Consider the following 16,183-nt stretch of genomic DNA (forward strand, 5'->3'; position numbering starts at 1 on the left):
ATTGCCTCCGACCTCGGCGTGTCGGAGCAATAACTTCATGATCGACCGGGCCGGGTGGGGGTGGGGCCGGGTGGGTGGGTGGGGGGTGGGTCAGGACTTTGGGCCTACGTGTCGGTCGAGCGTGGCTACCGCGTCGCGGCGTGCCACGGACAGGCAGTTGCGGCGGTTCATCCGCCAGGCGATACCGAGCAGGTCCAGGCTCCACTGGCAGAGCCCCATGATGTCGGTCGACTCGTTGACGAACATGTAGCGCGGGTAGATGTACTCCTTGCCGCGCACGGTCACCCGGTTGGCGAACCGGCAGCCGTCGGAGTGGAACAGACCGCGCACGAAGTCGCCGGGGTGGCTCTCGACGAGCGACAGTTGCCAGTCGGCCAGGACGATCGGTCGCTCGTGCTTCTTGCCGGGACCGTGCTGCGGAAACAGACACGGCCAGTGCTTGCCGTAGCTCTGCACGCCGACGCAGCCCTGCTTCTGAACGCGTTGCACCTTGGTGGCGAGTACCGCCCGCATCGCCACGTCGCAGGCTTCGATGAGGTCGGGCCAGGCATCAGCGCAGAAGATCCGCAAGACCGGCACCCGCGCCGTCGTGACCAGGTGGCCGTCACCGAGATAGAGACCAAGCAGGTAGACGTAGGCGGCGGGGTCTGTCGGACTGTCGACACCTTCCCGGCAGCGGAAGCACCGGAGCTCCGTGCCCTGGAGTCGAGCCTCCGGACGGTCGTTACACCAGTGCCAGACAGTCAAGTACGGCAGACCGACGGCGCGAGCGGTGTCGGCGACCGTTTTGCCGGCCAGGAACATCTGCCGTGCTCGTGCGCGAATCTCGGGTGGATGCACGAGAGAATTCTCGAACACCCGTACGACATCTTTTGTGGTGCCCTCGGTGGGATTCGAACCCACACTGTATGGAGTTTGAAGCCATTGCCTGCTGCCAGTTGGGCTACGAGGGCGCTTCCCTGATTCGGCCCTGACAGGATACCCACTACGCTGAGGGCGGTGACACCCGGCTGGGCGGGTGTCAGGTTCGAACTGGTGGGGGTAGGGCTGGTGGCTGAGACGCCGACGGATGCCGAGCGCAGGCGCGTACTGATCGCCGAGGACGAGGCGCTGATCCGGCTGGACCTCGCCGAGATGCTGGTCGAAGAGGGTTACGAGGTGGTGGGGGAGGCCGGCGACGGCGAAACCGCCGTGCGCCTCGCCGAGGAGCTGAAGCCCGACCTCGTCATCCTCGACATCAAAATGCCGATCATGGACGGGCTGGCCGCCGCCGAGCGCATCGCCGGCGCCCGGATCGCCCCGGTGATCATCCTGACCGCGTTCAGCCAGCGGGACCTGGTGGAGCGGGCGCGGGCGGCGGGCGCGATGGCGTACCTCGTGAAGCCTTTCCAGAAGAGTGACCTGGTCCCGGCCGTGGAGATCGCGCTGTCGCGGTACTCGGAGGTCGCGGCCCTGGAGGCCGAGGTCGCGAGCCTGACCGACCGCCTGGAGATCCGCAAGACGGTGGAGCGCGCCAAGGGCGCGCTGATGACGACGTACGGGATGACCGAGCCGCAGGCGTTCAAGTGGATCCAGCGCACGGCGATGGACCACCGGATGACCATGAAGGAGGTCGCCGAGCGGATCCTCGCGGAGACCGCCGGCGGTGAGGTGGCGCAGCAACCGAGCGTCTGATCGCTGCTCGTCGCTCGGCGGCGGGTGATCGGATCGATAGCATCAGCTACGTGTCGGTCCGGCGTACGGTCGCGGTGTTCGGGGTTGTCGTCACGCTGCTCGCCGGCTGCCGGGCCGCCGACGACGAGCGGCTTGCCGAACCGGTGCGTCCACGGTGGGAGATGGCGGATCTGCCGGTGCCCCCGGGTCCGCCGGGTCGGCTCATCGCCCGTGATGTGACAGTCTGCGCGGGCCGGTGGTACGTGGTCGGCGCGGTGGGTGCGCCGGACGGTGGAACCCGGCCGGCTGCGTGGCGGAGCGTGGACGGTCGAGTGTGGACGTCGCTGCCGTTGCGTCCGATCAGTTACTACGGCGAGCGCGCGATCCTCTACGCCGTCGGGTGTTCCGATGATCGGATCGCGGTGATCGGGGCGCGGTCGGGTGGCGCGCACGGCAATCCCCGGGTGCGGACGTGGCGGCAGGACGCCGACGGTGGTCTGACCGAGGTGCCGGCGGAGTTCGAGCTGTACGGCGGACCGGAGGCGGTCAGCGCGAGCCGTATCGCGGGTGGCGCTGGCGGGTGGCTGATCGCGGGTGCGCGGACGAGTGGGGCGGCGGTGTGGCGTTCCGCGGACGCGGCCGACTTCGTGCTGGTGGACGACGCCCCCGGGCTGGCCAGTGATGGGGCGGTGACGACGATCGCCACGGATGCGGTGGCGGTGCCCGAGGGCTGGTTGGTCGGTGGCGGGGGCAGGCCGGCGGATCGGGCCGACCGTGATCCGTACGTCTGGTCGTCGGGTGACGGCCGGGCCTGGACGCGGCTGCCGTTGCCGGCGACCGGTACGGACGAAATCGTGCAGCGTCTCGTCCGGGTGGGCGCCACGGTGTACGCCCTGGGGGTGCGGGGGAGCGGGTTCCAGGCCTGGGAGTGGTCGCCTGAGGCAACCGCGGGCGCCGATGACTGGCATGCCCGTGGGGCATTCGGGGCCACGGGTGCCGGTGCGGTGGCGGGGGTCGAGGCGGTCGCGGGCGTCGATGGCGGTGCGGTCCTGGCGATGACGGTGGCGAGCGACGGGCACCGGCTGTGGCGGTCCGGCGGGGATGCCTCGTCGTGGCTGCCGGTCACCCTTCCAGGTCGCGTTTCCGCTGGTGGGGACACGTCTGCGGCGGTTGCGGTGGTGGGCGGTCGGATGGTGGTGACCCTCGACGACGGGGTGGCGGCGAGGGTGTGGTTCGCACCCTCTGAACCCGTTTGACGAGTTGTCGACACGCGCCGATGTGACATCTAAACGCGAGGTTCTCCGCTTCTGGTAACGGTTGAGTCAACGCCGCCTACGACACCTTACGGGGAGTAGTGGTTGTGGGATAACGTCCCGCCCCAGACCGGGTGAACGGTCCGGTCCGGTGTGGTCTTGGCGTTCTGCCAGACGCCATCGGGCTTCAGGACGGAGGAGGGTTCCAGCCTTGAGGCAAAACTTCGTGCGCGTCCTCGGCAGCGTCGCCATCTTGGCGCTTGTTGCCGGCGGCGCCAGCGCGTGTAAGAAGGACGAGGGCACGTCGGGTGGTTCCGCCAACAAGGCGTGCGACCTCAAGATCGGTTTCTTCGGGGCGCTCTCCGGCGCCGACGCCGGTCTGGTCACCCCGATGAAGCAGGGTGCCGACCTCGCCGTGGAGAAGTACAACGCGGAGAACGCGGACTGCAAGGTCACCGTCGAGGCGTTCGACTCGCAGGGCAAGGCCGACCTGGCGGGTGGTCTGGCGACCAACGCGGCGGCCAACTCGAAGATCGTGGCCATGGTCGGCCCGGCGTTCTCCGGTGAGAGCGAGGTCGCGCTGCCGATCTTCGACACCGCGGGTCTCGCCGTCATCAGCCCGTCGGCCACCCGGCCGAGCCTGTCGGAAAAGGGCTGGAAGGTCTTCCACCGCGGCGTGGGTAACGACTTCTCCCAGGGTCCGGCGATCGCCAGCTACATCAAGAACGTGCTGAAGGCGCAGAAGGCGTTCGTCATCGACGACCAGTCCGCGTACGGCGCGGGTCTGGCCGACGAGGCCAAGAAGGGCCTCGGCTCGCTGGTCATCGGCACCGACAAGGTCGTCGACAACGCGCAGGAGTTCGGCGCGCAGATCTCCAAGGTGAAGACCAGCGGCGCGACGGTGCTGTTCTACGCGGGCTACACCGAGGAGGCGGCGCCGTTCCTGAAGCAGCTGCGGGCTGCGGGCTGGACCGGCACGTTCATCGGTGGCGACGGCATCAACGACGCCAACATGCTGTCGGTGGCTGGTCAGAAGGACGTCGAGGGCACCATCGCGACCTGCCCGTGTGGCCCGGCCACCGCGGCCAAGGGCACCTTCGTGACTGACTTCAAGGCCAAGTACAGCGTCGACCCGGGCGTGTACGCGGACGTGTCGTTCGACCTGGCCAACATCTACCTTGAGGCGATCAAGGCCGGTAAGACCAGCCGCGCGGACATCCAGGCCTTCCTTTCCACCTACAACAAGGCCGGTTCCGCCTCGGGCGTGACCTACAAGTGGGAGCCCAGCGGCGAGCTGGACCCGGCCCAGGTCAAGGTGTGGGCCTTCAAGGCGAAGGCCGGCGCGTGGGCTCCGGACGTGGAGATCCCGAAGGCCTGATCCCGTCGGGGGTCACAGGTTTGAGGGCGTGACGAACAGAGTTGTTTCGATGCGGTCGGGGTGCGTAACCCCGGCCGCATCGGCTCAACGCAACACCCTTCGGAGCATCGGTGGACTTTGCAGAACTCGTCCGGGGCTTCCCGGAACTGACCACAACCGGGTTGGTGCAGGGTGCGATCTACGCGCTCATCGCCCTCGGCTACACCCTCGTTTACGGCGTACTTCGCCTGATCAACTTTGCGCACTCCGAGGTCTTCATGATCGGCACGTTCGGTGCCATCTGGACCTGGGCGGCCTTCGGGCTCGACAGCAACAGCGGTGCTCCGTCGGTGGGCCGTTCGCTGCTGCTGATCGCTCTGGCGATCGTGGCCGCGGCGCTGCTGTCCGGCAGTGTCGCCCTACTCATCGAGGTTACCGCCTACCGCCCGCTGCGTCGGCGTAACGCGCCGCCCCTGGCCTTCCTGATCACGGCCATCGGCGCCTCGTACGCCCTGATGGAGCTGATGGGGACGTTGACCCAGCGGCGTCAGGTCGGCTCGCCGGCTCTGCTGCCCGCGGACACGTTGTTCAAGATCGGCGGCTGGAGCGTCACGCCGGTGCAGATGCTGACGCTGAGCGTGGCCATCATCATGATGGTGGGGCTGGACTGGTTCGTTAACCGGACCCGGTTCGGCAAGGGCATCCGCGCGGTCGCGCAGGACGCCAACACGGCCGCGTTGATGGGTGTCAACAAGAGTCGTGTCATCGCGTTGGTCTTCGTGCTGGGCGGTCTGATGGCGGGTGTGGCCGCCGTCTTCAGCGACATGAAGAGCGGAAACACCCGGTACAACATCGGCTTCCTGCTCGGGCTCAAGGCGTTCTCCGCAGCGGTGCTGGGCGGTATCGGCAACCTGCGGGGCGCGGCGATCGGCGGCATCCTGCTGGGTCTGGTCGAGAACTACGGGTCGGCGCTGTTCGGCTCGCAGTGGCGGGATCTCATCGCGTTCGTGGTGCTGATCGTCCTGCTGATGTTCCGCCCGACCGGTCTGCTGGGCGAGTCGTTGGGGAGGGCGCGGGCATGACCGCTCTGCGAGAGCGTTGGCACTCCGCATCGAGTGCCTTCGGTCGGCGGGTCGACGAGCTGCCGAAGTCGGCCCGGATCACCGGGTTGCTGGCCTTCATCGCCTTCCTCTACGTCCTGCCGAACAAGTGGTTCTACGAGTACCTGAACATTCCGGGTCTGTGGATTCCCCTGTACACCACCCGCAACGACATGGCGGCGGTGCTGTTCTACTGCGCGTGGATCGTGCTCCTGTCGCTCGGTCTCAACGTGGTGGTGGGCTACGCGGGTCTGCTGGACCTGGGGTTCTTCGGTTTCTTCGCCGTCGGCGCGTACACGGTGGCGTTGTTGACGTCGCCGGAGAGCAAGCTGATCACCGAGTACAACTGGCTGGAGAGCCCGTGGCCGTGGTTGGTCACGGTGCCCATCGCGATCGCCCTGGCGCTGTTGTCCGGTGTGCTGCTCGGCGCTCCGACGCTGCGGCTGCGGGGTGACTACCTGGCGATCGTGACGCTCGGTTTCGCGGAGATGATCCGGATCGTCGCCAAGAACCAGGACTGGATCCTCAATGGTGACCGCGGCATCCCGCAGGTCGGGCACCCGCCGGGCAAGTACCCGGACGGTACGGCCATCTTCCAGTTCGAGTTCAAGCCGTACTACTGGCTGCTGCTCACCGTCATCATCGGTGCTGTCTTCCTGATCCGGAACCTGGCGAACAGCCGGGTGGGTCGGGCCTGGGTGGCGATCCGCGAGGACGAGGACGCGGCCGAGCTGATGGGTGTGCCGACGTTCCGGTTCAAGCTGTGGGCGTTCGCGATCGGTGCGGCGGTCGGCGGGTTGTCCGGCACGTTGTGGGCCGGTCAGGCCAACTTCGTCAACTCGTCGACGTTCTCGTTGGAGAATTCGATTCTGGTGTTGGCGGCGGTTCTGCTCGGTGGCGCCGGCAGCATCGGCGGTGCGATCCTCGGCGGCTTCCTGGTCATCTACATTCCGGAGTGGCTGCGGTCGGTGGGCGACGTGTTCGGTCTGCCGGAGACGGCTACCGTCTTCGGCAACGACTTCGACGTCAGCCCGACGTCGTTGCGGTACTTCATCTTCGGCATCCTGCTGATCATCGTGATGATCTTCCGACCGCAGGGTCTGTGGCCGAACCGGCGACGGGCCGCCGAGCTCCAGGACCGGCAGAAGGAGGTGGCTGTCGTTGAGTGAGCCACGGATGGGTAGCGAGCGCGACGTCACCAGCGAGCGCGACATGGCGATCGACGCGCGGACGACTGTCGGTAGCCCGGCGGAGACCTCGTCGACGCCGGACGAGGCCGTCAGCGAGCCCGCCGCGCCGGTTGACGGCCGGAAGCCGCTGCTGGAGGTCGACCACGTCACGCTGCGGTTCGGCGGCGTGGTGGCCCTCAACGACGTCAACTTCACCCTCTACGAGGGGGAGATCCTCGGTCTGATCGGCCCGAACGGCGCCGGCAAGACGACCTGCTTCAACGCGATGACGGGCGTCTACACGCCGACGACCGGGCAGATCCGGTTCCGGGGCGAGAAGGTCAGCGGCCGTAAGCGGTTCCAGATCACCAAGCTGGGCATCGCGCGTACCTTCCAGAACATCCGCCTCTTCCCCGAGATGACGGCGCTGGAGAACGTGCAGGTCGGCGCGGACGCCAACCACAAGACCAGCGTCCCGAGCGCCCTGCTGCGGTTGCCGCGGCACTGGCGGGAGGAGCGGCAGGGCAAGGCGAAGGCCCGCGAGCTGCTGGACTTCGTCGGCATCGAGGGTCGCTCCGGCGACCTGGCGCGCAACCTGTCGTACGGTGACCAGCGTCGTCTGGAGATCGCCCGGGCCCTGGCCACCGATCCCACCCTGCTCTGCCTCGACGAGCCGGCCGCCGGGTTCAACCCGGCGGAGAAGGTCGCCCTGCTGCAGCTGATCCGCAAGATCCGCGACTCGGGGGTCACCGTCCTGCTGATCGAGCACGACATGCGACTGGTCATGGGCGTGGTGGACCGGCTGGTGGTGCTGGAGTTCGGGCAGAAGATCGCCGAGGGGTCGCCGGCCGAGGTGCGCGACGACCCGAAGGTGATCGCGGCATACCTGGGAGGTGTCGAGGATGCTGCTTGAGATCGACGACCTGAAGCTGCTCTACGGCCGTATCGAGGCGCTGCACGGCATCAGCCTGCACGTCGAGCAGGGCGAGATCGTGGCGCTGATCGGCGCGAACGGCGCCGGCAAGACCACGACGATGAAGGCGATCTCCGGGTTGCACGCCATCTCCGGCGGCAGCATCAAGTTCGACGGCACCGACGTCAGTCGGATGCGCGCCGACCTGCGGGTGATCCGGGGCATCGGGCAGTCACCCGAGGGCCGTGGTGTCTTCCCGGGCATGACCGTGCTGGAGAACCTGGAGATGGGGGCCTACACCCGCCGGGACAAAGCCGACATCGCCAAGGACCTGGCGATGGTGTTCGAGCTGTTCCCGCGGCTGCACGAGCGCCGCAAGCAGGCCGGCGGCACGCTCTCCGGCGGTGAGCAGCAGATGCTCGCGGTGGGTCGGGCGTTGATGACCCGTCCGAAGCTGCTGCTGCTGGACGAGCCGTCGATGGGTCTGGCGCCGAAGTTGATCCAGCAGATCTTCGAGATCATCACGCGGATCAACGAGCAGGGCACCACGATCCTGCTGGTCGAGCAGAACGCCCAGCAGGCGTTGTCGCGGGCCCACCGGGGCTACGTGTTGGAGACGGGCCGGATCGTCAAGGAGGGCACCGGCCAGGAACTCCTGCACGACCCGGCGGTCAAGGAGGCGTACCTCGGCGTGGCCTGAGCCACGACGATCCGGCGGCCGGTCGTCCCCTCGGGGGCGGCCGGCCGCCGGCGTTTCGGCCGCTGACGTGTCTTCGCGCCGGTCGTGCGGTGCCGCCACCCGGGGTTGTCGGTGCGACGGACTAGAGTCGCTGCCGTGACAGCTACGACGCCGCGCCTGCTCCTCGTCGACGGACATTCCCTGGCATACCGGGCGTTCTTCGCCCTGCCGGTCGAGAACTTCTCCACCACGACGGGTCAGCCGACCAACGCGGTGTACGGCTTCACCTCGATGCTGATCAACGTCCTGCGCGACGAGCAGCCCACCCACATCGTCGTCGCCTTCGACGTCTCCCGCCGGTCCTTCCGCACCGACAGGTACGCGGAGTACAAGGCCGGCCGCAGCGAGACCCCGACCGACTTCAAGGGCCAGGTCAGCCTCGTCAAGGAGGTCCTGGCGGCGTTGCAGATCCCGGTGGTCGAGATGGATGGCTACGAGGCCGACGACATCATCGCGACGCTCGCCTGTCAGGCCCGTGACCAGGGCATGACGGTGCTGATCAGCTCGGGTGACCGCGACGCGTTCCAGCTCGTCGGCGACCAGGTCACCGTGCTCTATCCGCGCAAGGGCGTCTCCGACCTGGCTCGGATGGACCCGGCGGCGATCGAGGCGAAGTACGGCGTCGGCCCCGAGCGTTACCGGGACCTCGCCGCGCTGGTCGGCGAGACCAGCGACAACCTGCCCGGCGTGCCGGGTGTCGGTCCGAAGACCGCCGCCAAGTGGATCACGACGTACGGCGGGGTGGAGGGCGTCATCGCCCGCGCCGACGAGATCAAGGGCAAGGCCGGCGACAGCCTGCGGGAGCGCCTGGCCGACGTGATCCGCAACTACGAGATCAACTGTCTGGTCTCCGACCTGGAACTGCCGCTACGCCCGGAGGACGCCCGCTGGGCCGGGTGGGACCGTGAGGCCGTGCACCAGGTCTTCGACACCCTGGAGTTCCGCATCCTGCGCGACCGCCTCTACCAGTATCTGGAGGCCGTCGAGCCGGAGGCCGAGTCCGGGTTCGACCTGACCGGCGAGGTCCTCACCGAGCCGGGCGCGCTCGCCGCCTGGCTCGACGCCCACGCCCCGAGCGGCACCCCGGTCGGGCTCGCGGTCAAGCTCGACAGCGGCCCCAACCGCCGCCACACCGCCTCGATCACCGGGCTGGCGCTGGCCAGTGCCGGTGGCGCGGCGGCCTGGGTCGACCCCAGCGGGCTCGACGCCTCCGACGAGGGTGCCCTCGCGTCCTGGCTGGCCGACGCGCAGCGGCCCAAGGTGCTGCACGACAGCAAGCCCGCCGTGCTGGCCTGCGCCGCGCACGGCTGGGACCTGGCCGGCATCGTCCGCGACACCCAGATCGCCGCGTACCTGGCCCGCCCCGACCAGCGGTCCTACGACCTGACCGACCTGGCCCTGCGCTACCTGCACCGCGAGTTGCGGGTGGACGCGCCCGAGACCGGTCAGCTCACCCTCGACGGGCTGGGCGACGAGGGGGCGGCCGAGCAGAACCTCATGCTCCAGGCCCGCGCGACCCTCGACCTCGCCGACTCGATCGACGCCGAGCTGTCCCGCGACGGCGAGCAGTCCGCGCGGCTGATGGCCGGGGTGGAGCTGCCGCTGATGCGGGTGCTCGCCGCGATGGAGCGCACCGGCATCGCCGCCGACACCGACTACCTCTCCGAGTTGGAGGCGCACTTCGCCGCCGAGGTGAAGGCCGCCGCGCAGGGCGCGTACGAGGCCGTGGGCCGGGAGTTCAACCTCGGGTCACCCAAGCAGTTGCAGGAGATCCTCTTCACCGAGCTGGGCCTGCCGAAGACCAAGAAGATCAAGACGGGTTACACCACCGACGCCGACGCCCTGCAGTGGCTGTACGCGCAGCAGCCCCACCCGGTGCTGGCCCACCTGCTGCGCCACCGCGACGTCGCCAAGCTCAAGTCGACGGTGGACGGCCTGCTCAAGTCCGTCTCCGACGACGGGCGGATCCACACCACCTTCAACCAGACGGTGGCGGCGACCGGTCGGCTCTCGTCCACCGAGCCCAACCTGCAGAACATCCCGATCCGCACCGAGGAGGGCCGGCGCATCCGCCGGGCCTTCGTGGTGGGTGAGGGGTACGAGTGCCTGCTCACCGCCGACTACAGCCAGATCGAGATGCGGATCATGGCGCACCTCTCGTCGGACGACGCGTTGATCGAGGCGTTCAACTCCGGGGCCGACTTCCACGCCGTCACCGCCTCCTCGGTCTTCGGCGTACCGGTCGACGAGGTCACCCCGGACCAGCGGCGCAAGATCAAGGCAATGAACTACGGCCTGGCGTACGGGCTCAGCGCATTCGGCCTGTCCCAGCAGCTCAGCATCGGCACCGACGAGGCGCGCGGGCTGATGGAAAACTACTTCGCAGGCTTCGGCGGGGTGCGCGACTACCTGCACCAGGTGGTCGCCAAGGCCCGCCAGGACGGCTACACCTCGACCATCCTGGGCCGCCGCCGCTACCTGCCCGACCTGGTGAGCGACAACCGGCAGCGCCGCGACATCGCCGAGCGGATGGCGCTCAACGCTCCCATCCAGGGTTCGGCCGCCGACATCATCAAGGTGGCGATGCTGCACGTCGACACCGCGCTCGTCGACGCGGGTCTGCGCTCCCGGATGCTGTTGCAGGTGCACGACGAGTTGGTCTTCGAGGTCGCGCCCGGTGAGCGGGAGACGTTGGAGGCGCTGGTGCGGCGCGAGATGGGCGGGGCGTACCCGTTGTCGGTGCCGCTGGAGGTGTCGGTCGGCGAGGGCCGGGACTGGAACAGCGCCGATCACTGATCTGCGGTTGCGGTGTGGGGGTTGGATCTCCACTACTTCATCGGGTCGTGGCCCCAGTTCATGAGGGACCAGCGCCACTTCGTGTCGCGGACGTTGCCGGACGGGCGCTGCGCCATGTGTCGACGGACGTAGCCGACGACCTTGCGCATGTGCTTGTAGTCCGCCTCGGAGAGATCGCCGCGCTTGCGGCGGAGCAGGTTGATGATCTTCCGGCCGGATTCGTGTCCGACGGACTCGCCACCACCGGTACGGCCACCCTTGTGCCAGCCAACCTGCTTCGACTCGTCGGTCTCCAGCCAGGTGGACAGCTCGCCGGGCTTCATGTTCACCGCGTCGGTGAACTCCCGGTAGGTGTCCCGGCCCTGGTCGTCAGCTCTGCTCATGACGCAACGCCTCCGGGCGGTGGGCCACGTCGCGGCCCGTGCCGTCACTGCGGACCCGGTACTGCGGGTCGTCCGGGGACGCGTTCACCGCTCGCCCACGTAGCCGGGTCCGTTCGGTGATCGTGCCCTGCACCACGCCGTACGCACGGTTGCCGTGTGCCGACCAGGAGACGTGGTCGCCCTTGTGGAACCTCTGTTCGGCCATGGTCCCGGCTACCCGAGCCGGCAGGGGCGAAACGGCTACGGCGTGATCTCGGCGATCGGCAGCTTCATGTCGAACGGCTCGGTCAGCTCGATCACGTCGGCACCGGATCCGGACACCAGGGGCCAGGTGCTGTCGGGACGGGGCTCGGCGCTCATGGGGTCGAGCCTACCGGCGATCGATGGGTCGCAGGTCAGACGACGGGTGCGGCACGCTCAGTCGGCGGGCTTGTCGGTGACGAAGATGGCCGTGCCGGGGAAGAGTCGACCCCGCAGCGGGCTCCACTGCCCCCAGATTCCCTCGTGTCCCGCTGGCCACTCCGGCTCCACCAGGTCGAGCAGCCGGAATCCCGCCCCGACCAGTTCCCGGATCCGGTCACCGAGTGTGCGGTGCTGCTCCACGTACGTGGCCACGCCGCTCTCGTCCTGCTCGACGTAGGGGGAACGGTCGAAGTACGAGTGCACGGCCCGCAGGCCGCCCTCGCCCGGGTCGTCCAGGAAGATCCAGCGCATCGGATGGGTCACCGAGAACACCCACCGGCCGCCCGGGCGTAGCACCCGGTGCACCTCGGCGAGCAGGGCCGCCGAGTCGTCCACGAACGGGATCGCCCCGAACGCCGTGCAGGCCAGGTCGAACGACTGATCGGCGAACGGCAGGGCGAGCGCGTCGGCCTGCACCAGCGGCACGCGTACCCCCGTGGCGTCGGCGGCCTTGGCGGCGTGCCGCAACATGCCGGCGGACAGGTCGAAGGCGACCGGCCGCGCGCCCTGGGTGGCGAGCCAGCGGGCGGCGGCGGCAGCGCCGCAACCCACCTCGAGCACCCGTCGTCCCGACACGTCGCCGAGCAGGTGGGCGTCCGCTTCGCGCAGCCCCTCCGGGCACCAGACGAAGTCCACGTCGCCGAGGAACGCGCCGTGCTCGGTCTGGTAGTCGTCGGCGTCGGTGTCCCACCAGCCGCGGTTGGCCCGCCGGACCTCGGCGTCACCCACGCGGCGCCGGGTCACCCGGCTGTCGTCATCCACCCGCTCACGCTAGGCCCCCACCCCCCGTTCCACGACGGCGGCGCGGCCGGATCGACACGGACTCGGGGTGTCGGCGCGCCGCGCGCGCCGCCACCGGGAAATCGAATCGTGCGAGGGGCCCGTGAAGTGGCCGGTGGGACTCCTGTGACGTACGAGACAGCAGGGGTCTTTTCCGGGCGATTGTTCGGCTTTCGCAGGTCGCCGCGCGGCGAGGAGACGGGAGGGCTTGCACGCTGTGGTAATGCGCACGGTAGGCTAGACGATGCGCTCGCGGATCGTGTGTCTCGGCAGGGAGCAGGTGCGCGGTCGACGGACCACATCATGATCCTCACTAGGTGATCGTTCGGTGTGCCCGGCGACGGATCCGCTGGCGCGAACAGGTCACTGCGACACACCAGCCTGCTGTGACAACCCACCGACCGGAGCAACCGCCCACATGACGAGCAGCATCGAGGCCCCCTCGAGCGCCACCCGGGTCACCCACGACGATCTCGGTTCCGAGGAGGCTTTCCTCGCCGCGATCGACGAGACCATCAAGTACTTCAACGACGGCGACATTGTCGAAGGCACCGTCGTCAAGGTCGATCGGGACGAGGTCCTGCTCGACATCGGCTACAAGACCGAGGGTGTCATCCCCTCTCGGGAGTTGTCGATCAAGCACGACGTGGACCCCGCCGAGGTTGTGACGGTTGGCGACCACATCGAGGCCCTGGTCCTCCAGAAGGAGGACAAGGAGGGGCGCCTGATCCTCTCCAAGAAGCGGGCGCAGTACGAGCGGGCCTGGGGCACGATCGAGAAGATCAAGGACGAGGACGGTGTCGTCCGCGGCTCGGTCATCGAGGTCGTCAAGGGTGGTCTCATCCTCGACATCGGCCTGCGCGGCTTCCTGCCCGCGTCCCTTGTCGAGATGCGGCGTGTGCGTGACCTGCAGCCGTACGTCGGGCGCGAGCTCGAAGCCAAGATCATCGAGCTGGACAAGAACCGCAACAACGTGGTGCTGTCCCGCCGGGCCTGGCTCGAGCAGACGCAGTCCGAGGTGCGTACCGAGTTCCTCAACAAGCTGCAGAAGGGCCAGGTCCGCAAGGGCGTCGTGTCCTCGATCGTCAACTTCGGCGCCTTCGTGGACCTCGGCGGCGTCGACGGTCTGGTGCACGTCTCCGAGCTGTCCTGGAAGCACATCGACCACCCGTCCGAGGTCGTCGAGGTGGGCCAGGAGGTCGAGGTCGAGGTCCTGGACGTCGACCTGGACCGCGAGCGCGTCTCCCTGTCGTTGAAGGCGACGCAGGAGGACCCGTGGCGGCAGTTCGCCCGCACCCACGCGATCCAGCAGATCGTGCCGGGTAAGGTCACCAAGCTGGTTCCGTTCGGTGCGTTCGTCCGCGTGGACGACGGCATCGAGGGCCTGGTCCACATCTCCGAGCTGGCCGAGCGCCACGTGGAGATCCCGGAGCAGGTCGTCCAGGTCGGCTCCGAGGTCATGGTCAAGGTCATCGACATCGACCTGGAGCGCCGCCGGATCTCGCTGTCGCTCAAGCAGGCCAACGAGGGCTTCGTCGAGGGCGAGGAGCACTTCGACCCGACCCTCTACGGCATGGCCGCGACGTACGACACCGAGGGCAACTACATCTACCCCGAGGGCTTCGACCCGGAGACGGGCGAGTGGCTCGAGGGGTACGACAAGCAGCGCGAGACCTGGGAGAACCAGTACGCCGAGGCTCGTCAGCGCTGGGAGGCCCACACCAAGCAGGTGCAGACCTCTCGCGCCGCCGACGCCGAGGCCGCTGCCAACCCGACCCCGGCCGTCCCGGCTGCCACCGGTGGCACCACCTCCTCGTCCAGCCCGGCCCCGAGCCGGCAGGCCGAGGAGCCGGCCGGCACGCTGGCCACCGACGAGGCGCTCGCCGCTCTGCGGGAGAAGCTCGCCGGCGGTAAGTGACCCGCTGACACGACGACAGGCCCCGTCTCCCGCGATCTTCGGATCGCCGGAGGCGGGGCCTTCGCCGTGCAGTCACCGCGCCGGTGTCGCGATGACCCCGGCACGGTGGCGGCTTTGGCGGGCGCGGAGCGGGGGCGACGGCGGTGGCGGTGGCGGGGCGCCGGTCTCTGCGCGTCCTTTGCTCTGCTGCAACAGAGGAAACGGTCGGTGTCCGATTACCGGACGGCACGTGTTTCCTGGGCTGAAGCAGAGCAAAGGACACGCGTGACAGGTCAGGGCGCGCGTGACAGGTCAAGGCTCGCGCGTGACAGGTCAAGGCTCGCGCGTGACAGGTCAGGGCACGCGGGTGACAGGTCAGGGCACGCTGTGGAGCCGATCTGGGCGGCCAGGTGGTGGGACAGGGGTTCGCCTACGGGCGTCTCGCGGGGTGGGCGTGTTTGGCGGGGGAGCCGCGATCCGGTTGACTGGTCCGGTGCTGAGGGTGGGTTTGACCGGCGGTATCGGATCGGGCAAGAGCGCGGTGGCCGCGCGGCTGGTGGAGTTGGGCGCTGTGCTCGTGGACGCCGACCAGGTCGCCCGGGAGGTCGTCGCGCCGGGCACCGAGGGCCTCGCGGAGATCGTCGCCACGTTCTCCGAGGCGGTGCTGGACGGCGACGGCGCGCTGGACCGCGCCGCGCTGGGCGCGAGGGTGTTCTCCGACGAAGCCGCCCGCCGCCGGCTGGAGGCGATCACCCACCCTCGGGTACGGGCGCGCACCGCCGAACTGGTCGCGGCGGCACCGCCGGACGCGATCGTCGTCAACGACGTACCGCTGTTGGTGGAGGTGGGGCTCGCGCCGACGTACCACCTGGTGGTCGTGGTGCAGACGGCCGTGCCGATCCGACTGGAGCGGCTGACGCGCGACCGGGGGATGGACCGCGCGGACGCCGAGCGGCGGATCGCCGCGCAGGCCGACGACGCCTGCCGGCGGGCGGTCGCCGACGTGGTGGTGACCAACGACGGGAGTCTGGTGGCGCTGCACGCCGCCGTGGACACGCTGTGGCGGCAGCGGCTGCATCCCTACGAGCACAACCTGCGGCAGCGGAAGGTCGCCACGCCACCCGCGCGCGGTGGCGCGACGGAGGCCGACCCGAGCTGGCCGGAGCAGTACGCGCGGATCGAGGCCCGGATCCGGCACGCGCTCGCCCCGGCTGACCTGCGGATCGACCACATCGGCGCGACCGCGGTGCCCGGCCTCGCCGCCGACGACGTCATCGACGTGCAGCTCGCCGTGCCCGACCTCGCGGACGCCGACGGGCCGCTGGCCGACCGGCTGGCGAGCGCGGGGTTCCCCCGGGTGCCGGGGCACTGGTGGGACGATCCGCGCCCGGCCGGCCGGGCGCGGTGGGAGAAGCGGCTGCACGGCAGCGCCGACCCGGATCGTCCGGTGCGTCTGCACGTCCGGGCGGCCGACTCGCCCGGCTGGCGGTACGCGCTGCTCATGCGGGACCACCTGCGCGCCGACCCGGATCGGCGGGGCGCGTACCTGCTGCTCAAGCGCGATCTGGTGGACGCTGCGCCGCTTGTCGGTGACTCCGGCACGGGCGGCGATCCCTGGTTCGACGAGGAGTACCTGCGGGCCGAGCAGTGGGCCGCGCAGACCGGCTGGCGGCCCTGACTC

At 69.2% G+C, this 16,183-nt stretch carries 14 protein-coding genes and 1 tRNA gene; 10 read left to right on the forward strand and 5 right to left on the reverse strand.

Features of this window, described 5'->3' with window-relative positions; genetic code table 11:
• Nucleotides 1-90: 90 nt before the first annotated feature.
• Together ABZV06_RS28610 and ABZV06_RS28615 are read right to left on the reverse strand one after the other, a co-directional pair.
• On the reverse strand, nt 91-903 hold the full coding sequence (locus ABZV06_RS28610) for a transcriptional regulator (RefSeq protein ID WP_355625323.1): 813 nt from the start codon (nt 901-903) through the stop codon (nt 91-93).
• A tRNA-Leu gene (locus ABZV06_RS28615) sits at nt 876-953 on the reverse strand. Before ABZV06_RS28615 ends, ABZV06_RS28610 begins: the two co-directional genes overlap by 28 nt.
• A gap of 97 nt (nt 954-1,050) precedes the next feature.
• On the opposite strand from ABZV06_RS28615, the gene ABZV06_RS28620 reads away from it, so the two are divergent.
• From ABZV06_RS28620 to polA, 8 genes are all read left to right on the forward strand, one after another.
• Nucleotides 1,051-1,674: a response regulator gene (locus ABZV06_RS28620; protein ID WP_355049623.1), complete on the forward strand. Its 624-nt coding sequence runs from the start codon at nt 1,051-1,053 to the stop codon at nt 1,672-1,674.
• Between the two features lie 50 nt (nt 1,675-1,724).
• Nucleotides 1,725-2,909, forward strand: a complete 1,185-nt coding sequence (locus ABZV06_RS28625; protein WP_355625325.1) for a hypothetical protein — start codon at nt 1,725-1,727, stop codon at nt 2,907-2,909.
• Nucleotides 2,910-3,117: 208 nt separating this feature from the next.
• The gene (locus ABZV06_RS28630; protein WP_355625327.1) at nt 3,118-4,284 is read left to right on the forward strand and encodes a branched-chain amino acid ABC transporter substrate-binding protein; all 1,167 of its coding nucleotides are present in this window, start codon (nt 3,118-3,120) and stop codon (nt 4,282-4,284) included.
• Between the two features lie 110 nt (nt 4,285-4,394).
• The gene (locus tag ABZV06_RS28635; protein WP_355236908.1) at nt 4,395-5,345 is read left to right on the forward strand and encodes a branched-chain amino acid ABC transporter permease; all 951 of its coding nucleotides are present in this window, start codon (nt 4,395-4,397) and stop codon (nt 5,343-5,345) included.
• Nucleotides 5,342-6,532 carry a branched-chain amino acid ABC transporter permease gene (locus ABZV06_RS28640; protein ID WP_355236911.1) on the forward strand — a complete coding sequence of 397 codons (1,191 nt, stop codon included), beginning with the start codon at nt 5,342-5,344 and terminating at the stop codon, nt 6,530-6,532. Before ABZV06_RS28635 ends, ABZV06_RS28640 begins: the two co-directional genes overlap by 4 nt.
• Nucleotides 6,525-7,445 (forward strand): ABC transporter ATP-binding protein, encoded by a 921-nt coding sequence (locus ABZV06_RS28645; RefSeq protein WP_355236914.1) that lies wholly within the window; start codon nt 6,525-6,527, stop codon nt 7,443-7,445. Before ABZV06_RS28640 ends, ABZV06_RS28645 begins: the two co-directional genes overlap by 8 nt.
• Entirely contained in the window at nt 7,435-8,145 is a 711-nt protein-coding gene (locus tag ABZV06_RS28650) for an ABC transporter ATP-binding protein (protein WP_355236917.1), read from the forward strand. Before ABZV06_RS28645 ends, ABZV06_RS28650 begins: the two co-directional genes overlap by 11 nt.
• Nucleotides 8,146-8,280: 135 nt before the next feature.
• Complete coding sequence (gene polA / locus ABZV06_RS28655) at nt 8,281-10,980, forward strand: DNA polymerase I (RefSeq protein WP_355625329.1); 2,700 nt, start codon at nt 8,281-8,283, stop codon at nt 10,978-10,980.
• A gap of 32 nt (nt 10,981-11,012) precedes the next feature.
• On the opposite strand, the gene ABZV06_RS28660 is transcribed toward polA, so the two are convergent.
• The 3 genes from ABZV06_RS28660 to ABZV06_RS28670 form a co-directional block, all read right to left on the reverse strand.
• The gene (locus ABZV06_RS28660; protein ID WP_355236921.1) at nt 11,013-11,363 is read right to left on the reverse strand and encodes a DUF3140 domain-containing protein; all 351 of its coding nucleotides are present in this window, start codon (nt 11,361-11,363) and stop codon (nt 11,013-11,015) included.
• Complete coding sequence (locus ABZV06_RS28665; protein ID WP_355236924.1) at nt 11,350-11,568, reverse strand: DUF2945 domain-containing protein; 219 nt, start codon at nt 11,566-11,568, stop codon at nt 11,350-11,352. The genes ABZV06_RS28660 and ABZV06_RS28665 overlap by 14 nt, the downstream gene beginning before the upstream one ends.
• Nucleotides 11,569-11,780: 212 nt before the next feature.
• Nucleotides 11,781-12,587: a class I SAM-dependent methyltransferase gene (locus tag ABZV06_RS28670; protein WP_355236927.1), complete on the reverse strand. Its 807-nt coding sequence runs from the start codon at nt 12,585-12,587 to the stop codon at nt 11,781-11,783.
• 436 nt (nt 12,588-13,023) lie between these two features.
• Between ABZV06_RS28670 and rpsA the strand changes: the two genes are divergently transcribed.
• Nucleotides 13,024-14,523 (forward strand): 30S ribosomal protein S1, encoded by a 1,500-nt coding sequence (gene rpsA, locus ABZV06_RS28675; RefSeq protein ID WP_354823830.1) that lies wholly within the window; start codon nt 13,024-13,026, stop codon nt 14,521-14,523.
• Between the two features lie 472 nt (nt 14,524-14,995).
• Nucleotides 14,996-16,180, forward strand: coding sequence for a dephospho-CoA kinase (gene coaE, locus ABZV06_RS28680; protein ID WP_355625331.1), 1,185 nt, complete (start codon nt 14,996-14,998; stop codon nt 16,178-16,180).
• Nucleotides 16,181-16,183 lie beyond the last annotated feature (3 nt).

Source organism: Micromonospora sp. NPDC005172 (assembly GCF_040608555.1).
GTDB lineage: Bacteria > Actinomycetota > Actinomycetes > Mycobacteriales > Micromonosporaceae > Micromonospora.